The organism is Bacillus sp. 17RED48 (genome assembly GCF_019837545.1).
In the GTDB taxonomy this organism is placed as follows: domain Bacteria; phylum Bacillota; class Bacilli; order Bacillales; family Bacillaceae_G; genus Bacillus_A; species Bacillus_A wiedmannii.
Window position 1 is genome coordinate 626,799 of the sequence record NZ_JADAXG010000002.1, and the last position, 21,371, is coordinate 648,169.

A 21,371-nucleotide genomic window follows, 5' to 3' on the forward strand; every position below is an offset into this window, starting at 1 on the left:
TGAATTTTTTTCCATCTTTTTTCTCACAAATTGTATGCTACGATGAATTTGTCAGTCAGACAGGCTGTCAAAACAAATCGTGTGAAAACAAATTAAAACTTTATATAGGGGGACACACATCATGAAAAAGCGTGTTTTATTATCTGTAGCTGCTGCAACAGCTCTTACTTTAGGAGTATCATCTTTAGATGCACAAGCTGCAACTGTACAACCATCTAACATAAAGGTTCAAAATATTCAGCATTCAAAAGTGATGATGAAGCAAATGAACCAACAAGAATTACAAGCATTCTTACAATCTATGGGCGTTGAGTCATTAGCACAATGGCAACAAGGAAATTTCCAACCAAACTGCTTCATTCCTGGTCAACAACCAACTGAAAATGTTGTAACTGAGCAACCAACAGCTAAGCCAGAAACTCAAAAGCCTGCTGAGCAAAAACCAGTTGAGCAAAAGCCTGCTGAAGAAGTTCAAAAACCAGAAGCTCAAAAACCAGCTGAAAACAACAATACTCAAAAACCTACTGAACAAAAACCTGCTGAGCAAAAGCCTGCTGAAGAAGCAAAATCTTTAAGCGAATTCGAACAACGTGTTGTTGAATTAACAAACGCTGAACGTGCAAAACAAGGCTTACCAGCACTAAAAATCGATACTGAATTAAGCAAAGTAGCACGTGTTAAATCTGAAGATATGCAGAAGAATAACTACTTTGATCATAACAGCCCTACATATGGGTCTCCATTTGACATGATGAAGAAATTTGGTATTTCTTATACATCTGCAGGTGAAAATATCGCTCAAGGCCAACGTACACCTGAAGAGGTAGTACAAGCTTGGATGAACAGTGCTGGACACCGTGCAAATATCTTAAATAACGGCTTCACTCACATCGGTGTTGGCTATGTAGAAAGCGGCAACTACTGGACACAACAATTTATTACGAAGTAAATAGATTAAAAGAGTCTTCTCATAATGAGAAGACTCTTTTTACGTTTCATAACTTTCTATTATGTATGAGTACAATATGTAGAACATAAACAAAATAGAGCCACAACTTATTACACTAAGTAACACATAAAATCCCCATTTCAAGTTCAAAAACAAGGAAAACCATATACTACATGCCATCACTTGAAAAATCCGCCTACTCACTAAACGAATTTTTTGTAATTTGACTGGGTCCTTTTCCGTACTCTTAACTTTTTTAAATCCTTTACTAAGCATAAAAAGAAACAAACTAATTCCAATTGTTAGTCCTGTCTGAAAGGATATCATGCTTCCAAAATTAATAAAGAGAATGAGCAGATGGATAAACAACATAAATAAAGTAATCGTCTTTAGAAATCCACTTATAATGACATGCTCGCCTTCATTAAGCTTATATACATAATGTGAAATAATATACACGAATCCATGTAAAAAAATAATAAGACAAGGAATAAATGCTATAACAACTTGTTTACTCATAAACTCGTTTGGCTCACCATTTTCATTCCAATGTACTGCCATAAGGTTTGGTAAGTATGAATAGAGGCATAGAGTAACTAAAAGACAAGCGAAAAATATTCCTAGTATATATTTATATTTGACCAAGTAATTCTCACCTCTCTTTTCTCTTAACGGCTTCGCTTCTTTTAGAGAAATTCCTGCAAGAATCTATTTTTCTCAAATTTAAACTTACACTTTATGCATTCATTCTTTGAAATTCTTTCATTGTATTATTTAATTTTGTCGGAAATGGTACATCCACTTCGATCTCTTCTTTCGTAATTGGATGCAAGAAATGAATTTTCATCGCATGTAATGCTTGCCTGGACATATATTTCGTTTGTCCACCGTATAATACATCTCCAACTAATGGATTACCATGATAGCTCATATGAACACGAATTTGATGTGTTCTACCTGTTTCTAATTGTAACGTTACGAACGTAGCATTTTGTTTTTTAAAATACTTCTCTACTTTATAATATGTGATTGCTTGGTCCCCCTTTGGAGAAACACGTCGTCTCGTCGCATGATGGCGATCTCTTCCAATAGCTGCGTCAATTGTTCCTTGCTTACCTTTTACTTTCCCTTCCACAAGCGCTGCATATGTTCTTTTAATTTTTCGTTCCATTAATAAACGATCCATAATTGCACCAGCAATTCTATGCTTAGCAAACACGACACCACCTGTCGTATCTTTATCTAACCGATGAATATGACGAATCTTCGTCTCTACACCTTGCATTTGAAAATGAAAAGCAACAAGGTTTGCAAGTGTTCCCGTTCCACCTTTTTCCGCAGGATGCGTATCCATCTTCTCAGGCTTATTTACGATGAGTACGTGATCGTCTTCATATACTACATCTAATTCACCATATTCAGGCTCTACATCGTATTCTTCTTCCATAAACATATGCACTTGTAACTTATCGCCTTCTTTTAAAAGCTCATTCCATCTTCTCTGTTCTCCGTTAACGGTAATACCTTTTTCCATACGAAGCTGATGTAACAACTTTTTCGGTATTTCCCATTCTATTTTTAATAACGAATCAATACTTATGCCATTCCATTTCGCTGGAACAGTAATTTCGCACCATTCGCCCTTCTTCTTCGTTTCCATACTGTATCACCTTATTTCTATTGATTCTCTCATTGTAACGGAAAACACAATTTGATGCACCGTCAAAAATAGAGGACAGTCTTATAGTAGACTGTCCCCCTCACGCTCTACGCCGTTTCATTTCCTGCAATACTTCTTCCGCTTTTTGCTCATACGATAAATCTTTAAAGAAATCCGCCAATCTTTTATAATCATTATACGTATCTAATAAGTCATCAATTTTTTCTACTTTCATCACTTGTTGTTTTTGCTTCATTTTTACTGGATAACGATAGCCCGATACTTCTTGTATTTTGTAATACTCATCCTCTACTTGAATGACCTTTACAAGTTCCTCCTCTTCCGCATCCATCGTATACCCATCAAAATCTCTCAGCAATTCATAAATAATATGAGTCCATTCATCTTTTGGATAAAATCCTTTTTCTAACCGATAACCGACAATGCGATACATATGCCCATCGTTTTCTGCAAACTGTACTGTATCATTTAGCTTAAACTTAAAATAACGAAACATTGCCTTCACCTACTTATATGTAATGTTCTTATCACATACTATTTGCAAAATGTAGGTCTTGCTATTCATAAAAAAATACTCATCTATAAGATGAGTATTTTTTACGATGATTTTTCTCTTTTCTTTCGAAATGGTAACCACCAGTTCCAGTCTCCAAACAATTTCATTAAACTTGGTACAAGCATAAGACGAATAATTGTCGCATCAAGGAATATCGCTAATGCAACGCCAAGCCCCATTTGCCGTACTGGTAAAATATCAGTAAAGGCAAACGCACCAGTTACAACAATCATAATTAACGCAGCTGATGTAATGATTCTACTTGTTGACACAAGTCCTTCTAACGTCGCTTGATCGTTATCTCCTGTTTCTTCATACAGTTCATGGATACGTGAAATAAGAAAGACTTCATAATCCATGCTAAGCCCAAATACGAGACCGAAAATGAAGATTGGTAAGACAAATAGAACAGGACTCGCTTCTAAACCAAAATGCCCACCTTCAAATAACCAAACAACAATTCCTATTGTTGCACTTAAACTAAGTATATTCATAATAATCGCCTTAATCGGAATGAGTATAGATCGGAATGCAAATAATAATATAACAAAGGTAGATCCAAATATAACAGACATACCAATTGCAACTTTATCTTTAATTTCATCTTCTAACTCTTGTTGGAACGTCGTCATCCCACCTAAATAATACGTAACATCTGTTTCTTTATAATTTTGTTTAAAATTACGAACCCACTGTTTAGCAGTTTCAGTACGTGGTTTTGTTTTCAAAAAGATTTCTATCGTCGTCTTATTTCCTTTCGTATATGCTTCAAATATAGGAGCTAGTTTCGCAGCTTCTGGCGACTCTAACATTCCAGCAACTTGATCTGCTTTCATACCAGTTAACCCGTCGTATAAGCTTCTCACTTCATATACTTTCTTATCATCTTTTAACTTTTGAACGACTTCTTCTATCTTTTGTAAACTTTCTTTTTCTTTCATATCTTTTTTCGTCTCTACCACTAACGTAACATCAGCATGTTTTTTTGCCGTTTTATTAAATGCCTCTTCGTACTTCTCATATGCAATTCTTGTATCACTTTGTTTAGGTAGAGCTTCTACGTCAGGGAACTGCAAATTAGCTGTACGTAACGGTAATAAGCAAATAACAATAAATGTTGTAACAACAATAATCATCGCAATTGGATGTTTCATTACAAATTGTGCAAACTTACGCCACGCCTTTGCCGGCGTATGCGCTACTTGATTCTTTTTTAATATTCGTTTCCCAATTAATGACAATAACGCTGGAAGAAGTGTGAGTGAGAATAAAATACTCATAATCACAACAATCATTCCACTAATTGCGACAGACTGAATATAATCGATTTTAAAGAAAAACAAGCCGGATAATCCAACAAATACACATAATCCTGAAAATACGATAGCGCGCCCTGCTGTTTGATATGTAATTGCTATCGCTTCTTTTACCGTTCGCTTTGCAACTTCCTCTCGAAAGCGATTTACAAATAATAGTGCAAAATCAATAGATAGCGCAAGTCCAATCATCGGTGCAACATTTAACACAAAGATAGATAGTTCCTTATCACTACCTATAAAGTATAATATGCCCATCGTACTAATAACACTAAGTGCCCCATTTACAATTGGTAAAATAGATGCTAAAAGGCTACCAAATGAAAATAGTAATACGAGAAATGCAATCGGTAACCCAATCATCTCTGCTACTTTTAAATCATTTTGCGTTCTTTCATTAATCTCTTTATTAATTTTTGGAAACCCTGTAGGCGTTACTTTTAACGCTGCATTACTTTCCTTTTCGATTTTATCAGCAAATTGTAATGTCTTTTCCATTCGTTCCTTATTTGTTTTCCCGGAAAATAAAATTGTCGCATAGCCGATATCATCTTGTAACATTTCTTTATTTTGCACTGGGTGATGGAAAGATTCATATGTCTCTTTCTCTTGTACATTTTTTACAATTCCCTCTACTTGCTTTTGAAATTCCTCATGTGAAGCACCCTTATTTTTTTCAAAAACGAGTAAAAGTGTATCTTGAGACCTCTTAAAATCTTTATCTAAAATTTCTTTCGTTTTTTGATAGTCCCCTTCCGTTTGGAAACCGTCACCACCTAATACTCCTGGTAGCTTTGGAGCAAAAATACCAAGTGCGATCGCAAGCAATAGTAATGCTACAATTACTGTATAACGAAACTGATACAAAAAAGCTCCTAACTTCCCCCACTTATCTACTTTATGTACATTTGTCTTCACACATTTTCACCTACTTTAAATAATTCAATTGTCATTTATACTGTATCACATCTTCGTACAAACAAAAAACGTCTAGAAACACTATAATGATAGTTTTTCTAGACGTTTTTTTATCTCTCTTTATTAAGCCCCAATCTCTCGGTAAGTAAACGATGACAGTAAATCGCTATAATTAACAAAATACCACCTACGCAATAACCAGCTAAAATATCAGTTGGATAATGTACATTTAAAATAACTCTACTTAATCCAATCGATACAATTACGATTCCCATCAAAATCGTTATAACATATTTCCCCGTTACACTCTTCAAATTTGCCGCAATGATATAAGCAAGAAATCCGAATGTCATAATAGATAACATTGCATGCCCACTAGGGAAGCTATATCCAAGCGCATCCAACGCTTCATTTAACGACGGACGCTCTCTTTTCACAATTTCTTTTATCCCTTTATTAACAAGATGTGTTATTAAAATGCCCATTGGATACACGATCATCGCAGCATAATAACGTTTTCTCCAAAAAACAAGTAAACTTATAGCCAGCGTAGTTACAATCCCGATAGCAGAACCTAATTTTGTATAGTGTGAAAAAAATGTAAGCGAACCTTCTGTTTGTAATCCTGTTACTAATGCTCGGACATATGTATCCATCACTGTAACGCCACCCGCATGTACGCGCCAAGCAACAATGCCAAATACAGCAAGTAATAAAACGATACATACTACCTCATATTGATGCAACTTCTTTTTCAAGCGATTTCCTCCTACTATGAAAAAATGCGATTTCTACTTTAGAAACCGCATTTCCTTACTTATTTACCTTTTGTTTTTAACTCTGTCCAGTAACGATCATAGTCTTTTAGCTTATCGTCTACATCAACAAGCCATTCCGTACGATCTAATTCTTCTTTCGTTAAGAAGATCATATGATTATCACGATATTCTTTACTATGAAGAGGATGAGCTTTTTCATTAGGATTACTGTATCCAATTGACTCGTAGTTTTTCACACTTACTTTTTCATCTAATAAGTAGTTCATAAACTTCTCTGCAAGCTCTTTGTTTTTCGCACCTTTTGGAATTGCTAACGTATCAGCCCAAATTGTGCCGCCTTCTTTTGGTACAACGTACTCTACATCTTTATTATCTTTTGCGATAAATGCTGCATCTCCAGACCAAACTGTTCCGATCCAAGCATCTTCTGTAATGAATTTTTGTTTAATATTATCTGTATCAAATGCTAATAAGTTTGGAAGCAGCTTCTTTAAATCATCTGCTGCTGTCTTTAACTGTGTATCGTCTTTCGTGCTGTTTGAGAATCCATGCTTTTTAAGACCCATTCCTAACACTTCACGAGAATCATTTAATAAAGTTACATGCCCTTTATATTTTTCATTCCATAGGTCAGCCCAGCTTGTAGGAGCTTCTTTCACATACTTTTTATTGTATGCAATACCTGTTACACCCCAAGTATATACTAAAGAATATTTATTCTCTGGATCAAACGCCGGTGTTTTGAAGTTAGAAACCATATTTTCGATATTCGGGATATTCTTTTTGTCTAACGGCGCTAATAAATCCATTTTCGCCATTGTTTTAACCATGTAATCAGACGGCTGAATTAAATCATACTTCGCGCCACCTGCTTGTAATTTCGCAAGCATTTCTTCATTACTTGCATACTTATCATAGTTAACTTTCACGTTATATTTCTTTTCAAAATCTCTTAGCACTTGCTCATCAAAATTGTCAGCCCAGCTATAAATATTTAACTCTTCTTTCTTTTCACCACAACCAGCAAGTACACCAGCAACAAGGCTAAAGCTAATTGCTGCGCCGGCTAATCTTTTTATTAATTTCATCGGTTTATTACCTCCTCGTACTTTCTATATCGTTCGTATTATAAAGGAAGGTGTCCTCCAGAGTTTTCTTCACCATCTGCACCTTTGTTACGGAAGATTTCAGATAGAACCATTAATCCTACGATAGCCACAATTAAAATTGTAGAAAGTGCATTAATTTCTGGTGATACTCCGCGCTTAACCATACTGTAAATGTATAATGGCAATGTTGTTGATCCTGGTCCTGATACGAAGAAACTAATTACAAAATCATCAATTGATAATGTGAATGTTAATAATGCGGCTGAAACAACTCCTGGTGCAATTGCCGGGAACGTTACATAACGAAATGTTTGCCACGGCGTTGCTCCTAAATCATTGGCAGCCTCTTCTAAATCACGTCCCATTCCAGAAAGACGTGCTGCTAAAATAACGACAACAAATGAAATACTAAATGTAATGTGCGCAATAATAATTGTTGTTTTGCCAAGCTCCATACCTAATTGACTAAATAAGATAAGTAAAGATAATCCCATTAAAATATCAGGAATTAAAATTGGTAAATACACAAGACCGTTAATAGCCCCTTCATAACGATATTTATAACGATGTAATGCAATCGCGAAAATCACACCAAGAACTGTCGTTACAACCGTCGTTACGATCGCAATCGTCATACTATTTACAAACGCATCAATAACATCTTGCTTTTGAAATAAATCTGTATACCAATGGAATGTAAAACCTTCCCATTCCGCATTAATGCGAGAATCATTGAAGGAATATACCATTAAAACCATCATTGGAAAATACAAGAACAATAAAATTAACCAAGAATAAGAAACTAAAAACTTCTTCATCTTTGCCTATTCCCCTCCGTTTCCATCATATTTATATACTTTCGTTGCACGATAATATAAGTAAATTAACAGAACAGAGAATAGAACAACAATCATAGATAACGCAGATCCAAACGGCCAGTCACGCGCTCCTAAGAATTGATTTTGAATTACGTTTCCGATTAATGCTACTTTCGATCCACCCATAACGTCTGATACAACAAACATTCCGATAGAAGAAACAAACACTAAAATAGAACCAGTAGCAATCCCTGACATCGTCATTGGTACTGTTACATTCCAAAATGCCTTTGCTGGTGTTGCTCCTAAATCATAAGCTGCTTCTAGCTTACGCTTATCAAGCTGCTCAATCGCTGCATACACCGGTAAAATCATAAATGGTAATAAAGAATAGACCATTCCGAGTATTACAGAAGGTGTGTTATATAGTAAATTTAAAGGTTCACTTATAATACCTAGTTTCAATAGCAATGTGTTTACAAGACCTTGTGAACGTAAAATAACAATCCATGCGTATGAACGAACAAGGAAGTTAATCCAAAACGGGATCGTTGCCAATAATAAAAGAATGGAACGGTATTTGCGATCAACAATTGTAATTGTATAAGCAAATGGATAACCAATTACTAAACAGATTACTGTTGTAATAACTGCAATCTTAACAGTTTCCCATAACGTTCCCATGTATAGTGGATCAAACACACGAGCTATATTCTCTAACGTAAATTGCATTTCCACTGTTCCATATGCCCCGCGCTGCATAAAAGCAAATGCCAATACAAACAGAAGGGGAATTAGGAAGAAGATTAACAGCCACGCGACTGTCGGTAGTGCGAGTAATTTCCCTTTTTTCAATTTAAGGTCACCTCGTCCTCTTGCTCCCAGCCTACGTATACATTATCTCCAATGCTCCACTGCGCTGCTTCTTCAGCAGTTTGATATGCCATTAGTAATTCTGATGTTTTCTCGTCACGTACATACAGCTTTTCCATATTTCCAACAAACTCAACGTCTTCAATATGTCCAAGATGGTATTCTTTTAAAATCGGCTCTTCAACCGAACGTACCTTTACGTTTTCAGGGCGAATTGCTACATAGCCTTCCCCGTTTTTCACAATATTATTTTCACCGATAAATGTCGCAACGAACATTGTTTTCGGCTTATTGTAAATTTCTTTCGGCGTTCCAATTTGCTCAATATGTCCTTTATTCATAACGACAATACGATCACTCATGCTCATCGCTTCTTCTTGATCGTGCGTTACGTATATGAATGTAATTCCTAAATTACGTTGTAAGTTTTTTAATTCACGTTGCAAATCTTTTCTTAACTTAAAGTCTAACGCCCCAAGTGGCTCATCTAGTAATAATACACGCGGGTTATTTACAATCGCTCTCGCAATTGCTACACGCTGTTGCTGTCCACCAGAAAGCTTTGCAGGTTTACGATTACGGAACTCAAGTAACTGCGTTAAACGCATTGCCTCTTCAGCACGCTCTTTCTGCTCTGCTGCCGGTACTTTCTGCATTTTCATACCGAAACAAATATTTTTCTCCACATTCATATGTGGGAATAGCGCATAATGTTGGAACACTAAGTTCATATGACGCTTATATGGTGGCAAATCGTTAATCTTTTCATCATCTAATAAAAGATTCCCTTTAGTTGGCGTTTCAAAACCTGCGATCATGCGAAGTAACGTTGTTTTCCCGCAACCACTCGGCCCTAAAATCGTTAAAAATTCCCCTTCTTTAATGTCTAAAGAAAGAGGTGGGATAATCACTTGATTTCCAAAATGTTTTTCTACTGCTTCAACTTTAATAATCTTTTTCATTTTCCCGTCCTATCTACCTTAAATTTTAATTTTTATATTCATGAATAAATATTTATGTTCTATAGACTATTTTTTGTTTCGATCCAAACAAAAATGGTTGTTTAGCAGCGTTCTCTTCTATTCTTTATGTAGTATGTTTGATTCATTTTTGCATGATACATATGTCGAACAGAAAAACCCCTTCCATTGCGAAGGGGCTATTATCATACGGCTACGCCTACTGATAAACACCATCATCATTTTAACAACTTTCGTATGAATTTTAAAGCACTTTTTGTAGAAGAGTAACGAATTTTCATATCGAATGCCGTAGATTGGGCTAAAATGCTTTTATAATGTGAAAAAGTCCGAAAACTTTCTTCCCCATGATAACTACCTAATCCACTACTTCCAACACCACCAAAAGGTAAATATGGCGTTGCAAGATGATAGACAACATCATTAATACAGCCTCCGCCATATGAAATATTACTCGTCACTTTCTTTTGTACTTCTTTATCTTCAGAAAATACATATAACGCTAACGGCTTTGGTTGTTGCTGAATTGTTCCAATTACCTCTTCTATGTTGTCGTATTCTACAATTGGTAAAATCGGACCAAAAATTTCATCTTCCATAACAGTACTTTGCCATGTAACATTTGTTAACACTGTTGGTTCTATATGTAAAGTTTCTTTTTTATAGTTCCCGCCGATTACCGTTTTACCATCTTTCAAAAATGCACATAAACGTTCAAAATGACGTTCAGTCACAATTCGTACATAATTGTCATTGTTTAGTGAATCTTTTCCATACTGCTCCGCAATTTCGTGTCGTAATGCCTCGATTAACTGTTCTTTCACCGAAGCATGCACATACATATAATCAGGCGCTACACACGTTTGCCCTGCATTTAAAAACTTCCCCCACACAATTCGTCTTGCTGTTACATCTATTTTTGCATCTTTATGTACAATACATGGGCTTTTTCCCCCAAGTTCTAACGTGAGTGGCGTCAACCGTTTCGCCGCTGCTTCCATCACAACTTTTCCAACACCGACACTACCTGTAAAGAAAATATAATCAAACGGTTCCTTTAACAATTCCGTACTCTTTTCTACACCGCCTTCTACTACCGCTACAAGCTCTTCTTGGAATAATTCCTCTAACATCCTCGTAAGCACTTTGGAAACGTTTGGCGTTAACTCTGATGGCTTTAAAACAATTGTATTTCCAGCCGCCAACGCTCCTACAAGAGGTGCAATTGCTAATTGAAATGGATAGTTCCATGGTGCAATAATAAGTGTCACACCGTACGGTTCAGGAACTACTTTCCCCTTTGATCCAAAATGAGTGAGTGCTGTTCGAACCCGCTTCGGTTTACTCCACGATGAAATATGCTTCAATTGAAAGGAAATTTCTTTTAATACATATCCAACTTCCGTTGTAAACGACTCATGAACTGACTTATTTAAATCTAATTTCAATGCCTGAAATATTTCTTCTTCAAAACGCTGAATGCCTTCATAAAGCTTCTTCAAATTATTCTTTCTCACTTCTACACTTCTTGTATGGCCATTATAAAAATATGCTTTTTGTTTATTTACAATAGAAGAAACACTCATTCATTCACCTTCTCCCACTATTTTTATCCAATTCTTTCATTATTTATATAGACTTCATATATAATAAATTTCTATTCGTAAAGTTACATTATATATAATTTCTTCTTTTATATAAAATTCATTGCTCACAAAAAAACTACCGAAAGAAAATCTCTCGGTAGTTTTACTGTATTAACGATATAAGCGAACAGCACCTGCAGAATTATCATCAGCTTGTCCTACTACTTCAAACTTTAGGCCAAGGTTCGGTAAAATACGTCCTGCATCTGGAATCTGTTGATTAATATACGTTTTTGAATCATCAAACTTCGACACACCTGCTAAGCCGTTATACGTATACGTTCCACGAGTTGGAGATACAACTTTCCATGCTGGCGTTTTATCGAATGAGAACGCCGCATCAGCGATTTGGAATCGTGTACTACTGTCAATTGTCGGTTTACCATTTAAAGTTCCTACAATTGCTTCTGGATGAGAGTCAACTACACCAAGGAAACCATGTCCTGGATGTAAACCAACCCAGTTATCTGTGTAAGCTGAGTCTGCATACCATACAACCATACCAGAGTTATATTCTGGACCGCGAGCAAATTTCAATGCGCTATCTGATCCAGTATGATTTCTCCACTCTACATAGTAGTTATGTTTTTTCTTCTCAGTTCCGTTAGAAACTGCGAAACCATCTAGTTTAAATTGTGGTGTACCTTCTGCATCATCAGAGAATACTACTTTGCCATCTACTGTTAATGAAGCATTATCAAGTAGGAAACCGTTTAATGCTAAACCACCATCTGTAATGTATTCAAATGTTAATTTTACTTTCTTACCTTTGAATTGGCTTAAATCATATGATTTATCAACCCATTTTCCATTTGTCGAATGTGCATTTCCACTATTTGCTTTCTCACCAAGTTTTTCAATTAGCGTTTTTTGCCCATCTTCTGTTACAGCATGTACTTCAAGGAAATCATACTCTGCTTCAATTTCATATAACGATTTGAAATCAAATTTCGCATTCGTTGCATTCGTTAAATCGAACAATGGTGTTTCTAACGTTGTATGAAGATTGTCACCTTTTGTGCTGTAGTAGTACTGCTTACCAAATGCTGGAGCAATCGTTTTTATATCTTTATCAGGTAAGTTTACACGAATCATACCTGGACGGTTCGTTTTCGTAACACTTTGGTCTAAATATGTTGCTAGACCGATACCTTTATTTAATTTCTCGTAATCTACTTCTACGATATTCGCCCAGTTACCACCAATTGTTTTTTGGAAAAACTCTTTATTTTGTGGTGAGAAACTCGTTGGCGTTGTTCCTGCAATCTTACCAGCCCAGCTTCCGCCACTCATAACAGACCAAGCTTGAATTGGCTCACCATGACCAGTATAGTCTGTATCATACTCATCTGGAAGGCCTAAATCATGACCATATTCATGCGCGAATACACCAACTGCGCCATCTTCTGGCTCAATTGTATAGTCGAATGCCGCTATCTTTCCGCCCCAATATGGAACTTTCGCTTGTGTACCTTCAATTGGGAATGGTTTTGGTCCAACTGTCCAGCGATGTGACCAAATTGCATCGTCACCTAATTTACCACCGCCTGCTTCTTGTCCAACACCTGCATGAATAATCATTAAGTGATCAATTAACCCGTCTGGTTGCTTTTGATTTCCATCACCATTTACATCGTATTGATCGAACTGATCAAACTCAGATAAATCAATACCGCTATCTACAGCTGCTTTTAATGCATCTTTTACTAAATCACGTGGTCCTTTTGGTCCTTTATTATCATGACCTGTAGCAGCATCCGCACCGTAATCAGCAGCTTTACCAGGAACTGTTAACCATTTTGTAACCGTTCCGTCTACTGTGTAACTACCACCAGATTGCTCTTCATAATATTGTTTAAACGTTTCGATTTTGCTTCCATCCTCTAACGCAAATGGCTCATTACCGAATAACATTTTTTCATAATGTTCTTTGTTAAAGTCTTCCGAATACATATAGCCAGGCTCTTTATCGATATTGTTATGTTTAAAGTCAGCGTACTCTACAAGTAAAACGAGTACTTTATCTTTACGAACTTCACCGTTATATTCTTTTCCCTTTGCTGGAGATGTTGGTACTTTACCATTTAGACCACCCTTAACTGGGCCTGTCGCTGCAGGTGTTCCTGTTGCTGGTTTGTCTAACTTTTCTTTCGTATCTGCTTTTGCATCTTTCACTTTCTTTAAAAAGTCAGATGCTTCTTTCGTAAGTGGGTCCCCATTTGTTACTTCTTTCCCAGGATTTTCACCCTTTTTGTTCTCTACGTATTTTTCGACAGCTTTCTTTGTTTCTTTCTCTGAAGCCTTCGAATCAATTACCCCACGTTTTTTTAGCGCATCCGCTAAACGTTCTTCTGGAATTAAATGATCATCAACTGGGCTCGTAGCTGTCTTATTCACAGGCGTTTCAGCATATGCAGATTGAGTACCAGCTCCGAACGAAAGACCTAATACAGCTGTCAAAGCGATTGATGACAAAACTTTGAACGGTTTCTTGTTCATCCCTTATTGCCTCCCCTAATAAATAATATGTATTACAAATTGAATTTTATTAAAAATTCAATATTTTTTCAATATTTAGTCATATTATGTAATGTTTTTAATATATTTGTAAAAATTCCATAGTTAGCATACGAATATATCACAATTCAACAATGTTTTCTGAAAATATTGAAAATACTTGTCAGAAACTTTATAATTTCCATAGAGGGAATTTAATGGGGATTTTATCTTTGTTTTATCTACAAAATATTTGATAATTCACTATATAAAACACAAAATGCGATTGCATTATCATATATTCTGTAGCAGCAGTTATGACCGATAATTAGGGAGGAATTACATTTGTACAAAGATAAGACTGACGCACTGGACCAAGAATGGATTGATTTAATACTTGAAGCTCTAGATGCTGGTATCGCCCTGCAAGATATCGAACATTTTTTCCAACGTATGAAGCCATCCAGTCAGGCTCAATAGGCTTGTTCTTTTTAACGAAGTTTATGTTATAATAATGACATCATAAGACGACTACATATTGATAGAAAGGTGCGCAAATATGATTGGAGAACGTATAAAACGCCTTCGCTTACAAAAAGGTATTTCATTAACTGAACTTGCCGAAAAAGCTGGTGTTGCTAAATCTTACATTAGTTCTATAGAACGAAATTTACAAAAAAACCCTTCCATTCAGTTTCTTGAAAAAATTGCAGCAGTTCTACAAATTCCAGTTGATACTCTACTTCATGATGAAACAGCAAAGGAAAATCACTTAGACTCCGAATGGACACAACTCGTTAAAGATGCGATGAGCTCAGGTGTCTCCAAAGAACAATTTCGTGAATTTCTTGAATTTACAAAATGGAAGCACGATCAAAAATAATAAATAGAAAGAAGTGCTTACAACCAGCACTTCTTTTTTCTTTATAAAAAAAGCGGGGAATCCCCGCTTTTTAATTATTTTTCTTCGCCAGCTTCTTGGTTAGCATTGAATGTCCATTCTAAATTCAATGAATCACCTTGGAAGATATTTTGTTCTTTCCCATTATCTACAAATTCAAATTGTACCCACAGATAATCCTCTGTGCCTGCTTCTAATCCACCCTTTTCTCCCCACTCAGGAGCAAAGATGTCTTTAGCTAAAAGATCTGGATCAGCATTTTGTAAATCTGCTAAAGTTGTTTCATATACAGGCTCACTTTGTTTATCCCAGTTCCAAAGGAATTTCACTTTAACGTGCTTACCAAAGTCTTCACCAGCATTATCGCCTTTTGCATCTTTCACAGTATACTTTGTTGCTAGTTTAACGTCTTTAATTGTTAATGTACCGCTATTCTTTAATAAGAACTCTTTCTTAATAGAATCCCCTGGTTTTAAATCTTTAATATCTACAAGCGTTTTAGGGTCTAATGTAAGATCTAACGTCCCAGCTGCAAATGTATTGTTAGATACTTCTTTATCGCTAAAGTAAGCGAATGTTCCTCCACCAATTAAAGATAACCCCAATGCTGCTGATGCAACTCCCATACCTAATTTCTTTTTCAGACTCACAATCAATTCCCCCTAGCTGTTTTTTATATTTTTATTGCTATCTCTTATTTAAAATAAGAGATGTAACTAAAACTATATTAGCTTAGCTAATATTTGTTCTTTTTTAAAAACCTTATGTTCATTATAACGAACAAACCTATATAAATACAACACATATTTGTTAATATTTTCAGTTATTTTTATTTCTCAATATTATTTTGATTTTTCAGTAAAATATCAAGAAATCAAGAAAAGATTTTGTTGATTTCTTGACCTATCTCCACTAATTAGTATCCCTCATCCATCTAACTACCTCTAGGTGGCTAAATAAGATGAGAAGGATACGAAAAATAGGCGAGTGATAGTGCCCTCCTCACCTATTTGTTTTATGATCCCTATTTGCTCTGGAATGTTACTATATTTTACTTACTATCTTTATTTTTCTGTTCTTCTTGTTTCTTCTTCTCTTCTAGCTTTTTCGCTTCTTCTTGTTTCTTCTTCTCTTCTAACTTTTTTGTTTCTTCTTGCTTCTTACTCTCCTCTAGCTTTTTCGCTTCTTCTTGTTTCTTACTTTCTTCTAACTTTTTCGCTTCTTCTTGTTTCTTACTCTCTTCTAACTTTTTCGCTTCTTCTTGCTTCTTCTCTTCTAATTTTTTCGCTTCTTCTTGTTTCTTACCCTCTTCTAGTTTTGCTGTTTCATCTACTAGTAACTTCTCAAAATCTTGAATTTGTTTATCAATCACCTGTAACTTTACCTCTTTATCAACATACTCACAATTGTCTTTCACTATATGGAAGCCCGCATTCACATACGAGAATACTTGCTTATTCGATTCGGTTGTATTACTTTTTAACTCTTCTTGCACTTGATTATAAGGACTCTCTATTGATACATATACTTTTTGTAACAATTCTCTTTCCGCAACTATTTTCTCACGCCCTTGCTTCCACGTAGTAAGCACCTGCTCTAACTCTTGAATGGAAGTAAAGGTTAATTTCAATTTCATCCCTTCATACTCACGCAAAATAACTTCCTTATGTTGCTTAGCTTGTTCTGTTAATTGATCAACTGTTTTTGGAAAAATACTTGCTGTAGAAATGGTAGCCGTTACTTTCGTTTCATGAACGAAAGCTGCTTCTGTATAAGTCATCATTTGAGAGCCTAAATAAAAAGTAATAGAACATAAACATGGCAATATAAGCATCTTTTTGAAATTGCTAGGTGGCTTCAGCATTTTAATCTCTCCTATCGAACAACTTGTTCTTTATCAAGAACTATATCTTTATTATAATAAAGTGAATTATAAAATGATATAAGAAATTATGTTTCTTTTTACATTTCACTTTTAGCAGAAAAAGAGACTATCACTTTTGATAGTCTCTTTTTATTGTCCTTATTATTTTGCTTCAGCATCGCCTTGTTGTGCATCAAACGTCCAAGTTAATTGTAGTTTATCACCTTGGAATTCATTTTGATCTTTTTTATTATCAACGAACTCAAATTTCACTTTGAATTTATCAGATTTACCTGCAGAAATACCTTTTTCATCCCAGAACCAAGCAGCTAAATCATTATCTACTGCTGTAAGTGTATCACCCTTCAATTTATCTAATGTAGTTTGTTTCACAATCGTCTCATGCTTATCTACATTTTTTAAGAATGTTACTTTAATATGTTTACCAAAATCATCTTTATTATCTTTCTTCGTATCTTCTACACTATAGTCTGTTTTTAATAGAACTTTTTTAATATCTAATGTACCTTTATTTTCTAATTTAAATTCTTTTTCAACTGTATCACCAGGTTTTAAATTCGATACATTAACAACTGTTGATGGATTTAATGCTAAATCAAGCGTACCAGCCGCAAATGTATTGTTTGATACTTCTTTATCGCTAAAGAATGCAAATGTTCCTCCGCCAACTAATGCTGCTCCTAATACTGCTGATGCAATACCCATCCCTAATTTTTTCTTTAAAGTCATGTCCATATCCCCTTAATCTATATATTTGTCAACTTCCTAAACGGAAAGTATAACCAAAATAACTAGACGGATTGTTCTACTTTTTTCTCTTTCTTTTCTCCGTCAATGCTACGAATAGCGCTAAAAATAGAAATCGCGGAATAGCCTAGCAAAAAGACTCCTGGAATAATAAGAAGCAATGCCGCTCCCGCTTTTGAATTCGCATAATTTAATGCATACCCTGCATAAGGTACTGTTATATCCGCATATTTACCAATAACATTGTCCGCAAGCACCGGTTCTAAGTCTGGTCCGTTGTTGTTATCCCCTTTTGTTTCATACATTACTTTTCCATTTATATCTTTCACACCGATAATACGGTGGGTGATAATTTTTTCATCTTTCTCTTTAAAAGTAATAACATCACCTTTTTGATATTTAGAACCATCTTTCGTCGGCTCTATTGCAATGATTGATCCTGTTAAAAATGTTGGTTCCATTGATCCTGAAAGTACGCTCTTAAATTGATATCCCAGCACTGTTGGATCACCACCACTCGCTTTTGAAGAAATAACTATAAAAGCTAAACAAACCATCAACGCAAATAAAACGAATGAGATAACGTTGCTAATCACCTTCCAAATTAATTTCATCGTCTCTCTCCCTCTCCGTTGTTTTATATTATTTGAAGTATGCAATATTCACTATTGTTCTTTAACAAGAACACAAGTAAATAATATAACGAACAAAACAGAAATGCAATAAGAAAATTTACAATTATTAGTTATTTTTAATATATAAAAAAAGACTGTGACAAAGTCTCTTCACAGCCTTTTAACTAGTAATTTATTTTTCTTCTGATTTCATTCCTGTTGTATTTCGGCGTAGCACTACAAATAAAATAGCTCCAAATAATAGAGCGGCACCTATCCCAATGCTTATTATTTTCACATTTGATTCGTTTACTTCAGGCGTAGCCGTATCTTTTTTAGGCATCGCAAAAGTAACATCTTCTTTGGAAAGAACATTTATCGTCGCAATTGTTTGATTGTTTTTCGTAATATCAACTGCACCAACTACCTCACCACGATGAATTCCTTTATGATACAAAGAATCTTTATCTAATGAAGCTGTACGGAAAATCGTCCTCACGTTTTTCCCTTCATCTTTCTTAAGCATAAGTTCTGCACTTTTTTCAAGTTCGCTATCAATATTTTTATTTAAATACGTTGTCTTTTGGTGCCAACTATGTTTATCTAGTACAGTTTGCTTCACAAATTGACCGAAAGAATAGTCCGCCATCTGCTTCAAATCTTCATAAATTTCAGGTCTTTGAGAAGCCATCACTACATTTATAATACGATTTCCATCCTTCTCATTTAATAAAACGAGCGTATTGCGCGCTTCATTTGTAAAACCCGTCTTCCCGCCAATGCTATATGGGTTTTCAAAATAAGTAGACTTGTTAAAAATAGAAACCGTCTGTCTAGATGTCGTAACTGTCGTTCTTTTCGTATTCATTGCTTGCAAAATTTCAGGATACTTTTGTACGCCTCTCGTAATCATAGCCATATCAAATGGCGTTGTATAATGGTTCGGATCATGCAATCCATTTGGCGTTACAAAGTGACTATCTGTAGCACCTAATTGCTTCGCTTTCTCATTCATCAGATGAGCGAAATTCTCAACACTTCCCCCAATACGCTCCGCAATCGCATGCGACACATCATTTGCACTCAGTACCATTAAAATCATAAGCGCAGTATTTCTATTAATCGTCTCACCAGGTTGAAATTCAATTTGATAATTACTCTTCTCTTGATCTAATGCTAATTGTGAAAACGTAAATTGATCCTCTGGCTTCGTATGCTCCATAAGTAAAATCGCCGTTAATACTTTCGTCATACTAGCGGGAAATGCACGATGATGTGCGTTTTTATCATACAAAACATCTCCAGTTTTCGCATCAATCGTAGTTGCAAACTGACTAAAAACATTTGGCCCTTCCTTAGGTGGTGGTGCCACTTGCTCCGGATTCACTCCAATATTCGTCTCAGCACGTAACGTCATAGGTGTCAAAAAAAATAAACAAATAACGGTAATAAAAGCCAAAATTTTCTTAAAATTTACCATATGACTCTCCCTTTTCCTATACTCTCACAGTCTAAAAACTGAATCTACCAATCCATACGTAATTTGTATTAAATTGGAAGAATATTCACTGTTTTTTACTATATCATACTTTTACGATAAAGAACATAAATATACAATAAAAAATAAGAAAGAATTATTCTTTCTTATCCTTCTCATCAATTAATGAATCTATTAAATTTTGACTAGCTTCCTCAGGTGTAATCTCATCTGTCATCCCCATAAATGACCAACCTTTAGAATCGACCCACTCAACAAACTCTTGTAAAAACTCATCATGTGTAACATCCACATCAAGAATTGATCCATTAATCGAAATCGTTCTATTTCTAGATACACGCATCTTGAACGTTTTCCTTACCATTACAATAATTCTCCCTCTACTCTTGAATATTTATAAAGTGAAACTTTAATCCGTGGGGGTTTTCTTCATCTCCCACGGATTATTAGTTGAACCAATCGGGCTTTTACGGGCAGTTAATCTCCCACCTAACTTCTTCGCTTTCGCTGAATTTTGAGCAGGGATCTTACTGCCCGTTAATGCGGGGTAAAATAATCTTGTATCTCTGTTATACATGATTTTAAGTAAATTGTAAAAAGGATATATTGGCCAGTTTGCATATTGAATCCAAAAACCTATCATCCTGCAAAAATATCAAACGATATGTAAATGATCATAAATGACTAAATAAATTCACATAAAAATAAAACAACTTACATTTTATCACACCAAATACAAATGACTTTCGTACAATAGAATGGAATATAATGGTAGAAAACTTAACATGAGGAGGAACTCTATGGCGCGTTGTACGTATTGTAAAACGAAGTGGACAATAAAAGATGTATGGTCAATACTCGTGACATTTGAAAAAGATTGTCCGTATTGTTTCGGAAGGCAGTATCTATCAAAGAAAACATTGAACGCTATGCCAGAACTTATTAGCTTACCTTTACACTTCTTATTCCCTTTTCTTGTTGATTTAAGTGATGAAGGTCCTTTAGATTGGTATCGAAAAAAATAATATAACCACTTTATTCGAATCGACTTTTCATTACATTCTCTACTTATATATTCCTTAATACACGACTAGCACCATTCCAACTACTTTCCCTTCAAAAGTTTAATATAAAAATATTGTAAAATTTCAGTCAATTATATATAATTACTTTAGCATAAAGATTAAAGTTGCTGGTACATACGCATTTTTGAAGATCCCGTAGCTCAGCAGGGAGAGCGCCACCTTGACAGGGTGGAGGTCGTGAGTTCGAGCCTCTCCGGGGTCATAAAACCTAATAGTATCAGGGCTTGAGAGGATATTCTCAAAAGCTAAAACTGTGGGGGTCTCCATCAGACACCACAAGTTAACAGAGGACTACTTCTAGTCAGCAAATCAGCTGGCTCAGGGGTAGTCCTCTTTTTTGTTTCTATAAAACCGAGAAAGGACTGACAAGAAAATGCTACTTAAGTTTGTATAGTAATTAAAATTATAGTTTTTACACTCTTTGAAATCAGTGAGATAACTCTTAAGACTACTGTTTATTTAACTCAGATTCCCAGTTTCACCTACAGTAATCCCCCTCAGATATCCTAATTTAACGATA

At 35.3% G+C, this 21,371-nt stretch carries 21 protein-coding genes and 1 tRNA gene; 5 read left to right on the forward strand and 17 right to left on the reverse strand.

Going from position 1 to position 21,371, the window contains the following annotated elements; genetic code table 11:
- Positions 1 to 121 precede the first annotated feature (121 nt).
- Positions 122 to 949, forward strand: coding sequence for a CAP domain-containing protein (locus ILT06_RS09945; protein WP_064476745.1), 828 nt, complete (start codon positions 122 to 124; stop codon positions 947 to 949).
- Between the two features lie 39 nt (positions 950 to 988).
- Here the strand turns inward: ILT06_RS09945 and ILT06_RS09950 are convergent, their stop codons facing one another.
- The 11 genes from ILT06_RS09950 to inhA1 all read right to left on the reverse strand — a co-directional run bounded on the left by ILT06_RS09950 (position 989) and on the right by inhA1 (position 14,124).
- Positions 989 to 1,594 (reverse strand): DUF1648 domain-containing protein, encoded by a 606-nt coding sequence (locus ILT06_RS09950; protein ID WP_064476746.1) that lies wholly within the window; start codon positions 1,592 to 1,594, stop codon positions 989 to 991.
- A 91-nt stretch (positions 1,595 to 1,685) separates the two neighbouring features.
- The gene (locus ILT06_RS09955) at positions 1,686 to 2,609 is read right to left on the reverse strand and encodes an RluA family pseudouridine synthase (RefSeq protein ID WP_064476747.1); all 924 of its coding nucleotides are present in this window, start codon (positions 2,607 to 2,609) and stop codon (positions 1,686 to 1,688) included.
- Between the two features lie 100 nt (positions 2,610 to 2,709).
- Positions 2,710 to 3,126 carry a hypothetical protein gene (locus ILT06_RS09960; protein WP_000490295.1) on the reverse strand — a complete coding sequence of 139 codons (417 nt, stop codon included), beginning with the start codon at positions 3,124 to 3,126 and terminating at the stop codon, positions 2,710 to 2,712.
- 101 nt (positions 3,127 to 3,227) lie between these two features.
- Positions 3,228 to 5,420: an MMPL family transporter gene (locus ILT06_RS09965; RefSeq protein WP_098102698.1), complete on the reverse strand. Its 2,193-nt coding sequence runs from the start codon at positions 5,418 to 5,420 to the stop codon at positions 3,228 to 3,230.
- A 110-nt stretch (positions 5,421 to 5,530) separates the two neighbouring features.
- Complete coding sequence (locus ILT06_RS09970; protein ID WP_064476749.1) at positions 5,531 to 6,178, reverse strand: phosphatase PAP2 family protein; 648 nt, start codon at positions 6,176 to 6,178, stop codon at positions 5,531 to 5,533.
- Between the two features lie 59 nt (positions 6,179 to 6,237).
- Complete coding sequence (gene potD / locus ILT06_RS09975; protein WP_064476750.1) at positions 6,238 to 7,287, reverse strand: spermidine/putrescine ABC transporter substrate-binding protein PotD; 1,050 nt, start codon at positions 7,285 to 7,287, stop codon at positions 6,238 to 6,240.
- 38 nt (positions 7,288 to 7,325) lie between these two features.
- Positions 7,326 to 8,126: a spermidine/putrescine ABC transporter permease PotC gene (gene potC / locus ILT06_RS09980; RefSeq protein ID WP_064476751.1), complete on the reverse strand. Its 801-nt coding sequence runs from the start codon at positions 8,124 to 8,126 to the stop codon at positions 7,326 to 7,328.
- A gap of 6 nt (positions 8,127 to 8,132) precedes the next feature.
- On the reverse strand, positions 8,133 to 8,981 hold the full coding sequence (potB, locus tag ILT06_RS09985; protein ID WP_000715495.1) for a spermidine/putrescine ABC transporter permease PotB: 849 nt from the start codon (positions 8,979 to 8,981) through the stop codon (positions 8,133 to 8,135).
- Positions 8,978 to 9,961, reverse strand: a complete 984-nt coding sequence (gene potA / locus ILT06_RS09990; protein ID WP_000720323.1) for a spermidine/putrescine ABC transporter ATP-binding protein PotA — start codon at positions 9,959 to 9,961, stop codon at positions 8,978 to 8,980. Before potA ends, potB begins: the two co-directional genes overlap by 4 nt.
- Before the next feature lie 236 nt (positions 9,962 to 10,197).
- The gene (locus ILT06_RS09995) at positions 10,198 to 11,565 is read right to left on the reverse strand and encodes an aldehyde dehydrogenase (protein ID WP_064476752.1); all 1,368 of its coding nucleotides are present in this window, start codon (positions 11,563 to 11,565) and stop codon (positions 10,198 to 10,200) included.
- A 171-nt stretch (positions 11,566 to 11,736) separates the two neighbouring features.
- Positions 11,737 to 14,124 (reverse strand): M6 family metalloprotease immune inhibitor InhA1, encoded by a 2,388-nt coding sequence (gene inhA1 / locus ILT06_RS10000; RefSeq protein ID WP_064476753.1) that lies wholly within the window; start codon positions 14,122 to 14,124, stop codon positions 11,737 to 11,739.
- A 342-nt stretch (positions 14,125 to 14,466) separates the two neighbouring features.
- Between inhA1 and ILT06_RS10005 the strand changes: the two genes are divergently transcribed.
- The gene (locus ILT06_RS10005) at positions 14,467 to 14,601 is read left to right on the forward strand and encodes an anti-repressor SinI family protein (RefSeq protein ID WP_000276217.1); all 135 of its coding nucleotides are present in this window, start codon (positions 14,467 to 14,469) and stop codon (positions 14,599 to 14,601) included.
- Between the two features lie 79 nt (positions 14,602 to 14,680).
- Entirely contained in the window at positions 14,681 to 15,004 is a 324-nt protein-coding gene (locus ILT06_RS10010; RefSeq protein ID WP_000578867.1) for a helix-turn-helix domain-containing protein, read from the forward strand.
- Between the two features lie 74 nt (positions 15,005 to 15,078).
- On the opposite strand, the gene calY is transcribed toward ILT06_RS10010, so the two are convergent.
- From calY to ILT06_RS10040, 6 genes are all read right to left on the reverse strand, one after another.
- Complete coding sequence (gene calY, locus ILT06_RS10015) at positions 15,079 to 15,672, reverse strand: biofilm matrix protein CalY (RefSeq protein WP_064476754.1); 594 nt, start codon at positions 15,670 to 15,672, stop codon at positions 15,079 to 15,081.
- A 401-nt stretch (positions 15,673 to 16,073) separates the two neighbouring features.
- On the reverse strand, positions 16,074 to 16,886 hold the full coding sequence (locus ILT06_RS10020) for a DUF4047 domain-containing protein (protein WP_064476755.1): 813 nt from the start codon (positions 16,884 to 16,886) through the stop codon (positions 16,074 to 16,076).
- 162 nt (positions 16,887 to 17,048) lie between these two features.
- Positions 17,049 to 17,636, reverse strand: a complete 588-nt coding sequence (locus tag ILT06_RS10025; protein ID WP_064476756.1) for a CalY family protein — start codon at positions 17,634 to 17,636, stop codon at positions 17,049 to 17,051.
- Between the two features lie 62 nt (positions 17,637 to 17,698).
- On the reverse strand, positions 17,699 to 18,268 hold the full coding sequence (gene sipW, locus ILT06_RS10030; protein WP_064476757.1) for a signal peptidase I SipW: 570 nt from the start codon (positions 18,266 to 18,268) through the stop codon (positions 17,699 to 17,701).
- A 193-nt stretch (positions 18,269 to 18,461) separates the two neighbouring features.
- Positions 18,462 to 19,748, reverse strand: coding sequence for a D-alanyl-D-alanine carboxypeptidase family protein (locus ILT06_RS10035; protein WP_088048348.1), 1,287 nt, complete (start codon positions 19,746 to 19,748; stop codon positions 18,462 to 18,464).
- A gap of 154 nt (positions 19,749 to 19,902) precedes the next feature.
- The gene (locus tag ILT06_RS10040) at positions 19,903 to 20,130 is read right to left on the reverse strand and encodes a hypothetical protein (protein ID WP_000251865.1); all 228 of its coding nucleotides are present in this window, start codon (positions 20,128 to 20,130) and stop codon (positions 19,903 to 19,905) included.
- A gap of 436 nt (positions 20,131 to 20,566) precedes the next feature.
- Between ILT06_RS10040 and ILT06_RS10045 the strand changes: the two genes are divergently transcribed.
- Together ILT06_RS10045 and ILT06_RS10050 are read left to right on the forward strand one after the other, a co-directional pair.
- Positions 20,567 to 20,791, forward strand: coding sequence for a hypothetical protein (locus ILT06_RS10045; RefSeq protein WP_063260295.1), 225 nt, complete (start codon positions 20,567 to 20,569; stop codon positions 20,789 to 20,791).
- A gap of 189 nt (positions 20,792 to 20,980) precedes the next feature.
- Positions 20,981 to 21,053 (forward strand) — tRNA-Val (locus ILT06_RS10050).
- Positions 21,054 to 21,371: the final 318 nt, after the last annotated feature.

Excerpts from the sequence above, each read along its gene's own strand:
- sipW (WP_064476757.1), bottom strand. The coding sequence starts at position 18,268 with ATGAAATTAATTTGGAAGGTGATTAGCAACGTTATCTCATTCGTTTTA.
- ILT06_RS10010 (WP_000578867.1), top strand. The coding sequence starts at position 14,681 with ATGATTGGAGAACGTATAAAACGCCTTCGCTTACAAAAAGGTATTTCA.
- ILT06_RS10040 (WP_000251865.1), bottom strand. The coding sequence starts at position 20,130 with ATGGTAAGGAAAACGTTCAAGATGCGTGTATCTAGAAATAGAACGATT.
- potC (WP_064476751.1), bottom strand. The coding sequence starts at position 8,126 with ATGAAGAAGTTTTTAGTTTCTTATTCTTGGTTAATTTTATTGTTCTTG.
- ILT06_RS10025 (WP_064476756.1), bottom strand. The coding sequence starts at position 17,636 with ATGACTTTAAAGAAAAAATTAGGGATGGGTATTGCATCAGCAGTATTA.
- ILT06_RS09995 (WP_064476752.1), bottom strand. The coding sequence starts at position 11,565 with ATGAGTGTTTCTTCTATTGTAAATAAACAAAAAGCATATTTTTATAAT.
- potD (WP_064476750.1), bottom strand. The coding sequence starts at position 7,287 with ATGAAATTAATAAAAAGATTAGCCGGCGCAGCAATTAGCTTTAGCCTT.
- ILT06_RS10045 (WP_063260295.1), top strand. The coding sequence starts at position 20,567 with ATGGCGCGTTGTACGTATTGTAAAACGAAGTGGACAATAAAAGATGTA.
- potA (WP_000720323.1), bottom strand. The coding sequence starts at position 9,961 with ATGAAAAAGATTATTAAAGTTGAAGCAGTAGAAAAACATTTTGGAAAT.
- ILT06_RS10035 (WP_088048348.1), bottom strand. The coding sequence starts at position 19,748 with ATGGTAAATTTTAAGAAAATTTTGGCTTTTATTACCGTTATTTGTTTA.
- inhA1 (WP_064476753.1), bottom strand. The coding sequence starts at position 14,124 with ATGAACAAGAAACCGTTCAAAGTTTTGTCATCAATCGCTTTGACAGCT.
- ILT06_RS09955 (WP_064476747.1), bottom strand. The coding sequence starts at position 2,609 with ATGGAAACGAAGAAGAAGGGCGAATGGTGCGAAATTACTGTTCCAGCG.
- ILT06_RS10020 (WP_064476755.1), bottom strand. The coding sequence starts at position 16,886 with ATGCTGAAGCCACCTAGCAATTTCAAAAAGATGCTTATATTGCCATGT.
- ILT06_RS09945 (WP_064476745.1), top strand. The coding sequence starts at position 122 with ATGAAAAAGCGTGTTTTATTATCTGTAGCTGCTGCAACAGCTCTTACT.
- ILT06_RS09960 (WP_000490295.1), bottom strand. The coding sequence starts at position 3,126 with ATGTTTCGTTATTTTAAGTTTAAGCTAAATGATACAGTACAGTTTGCA.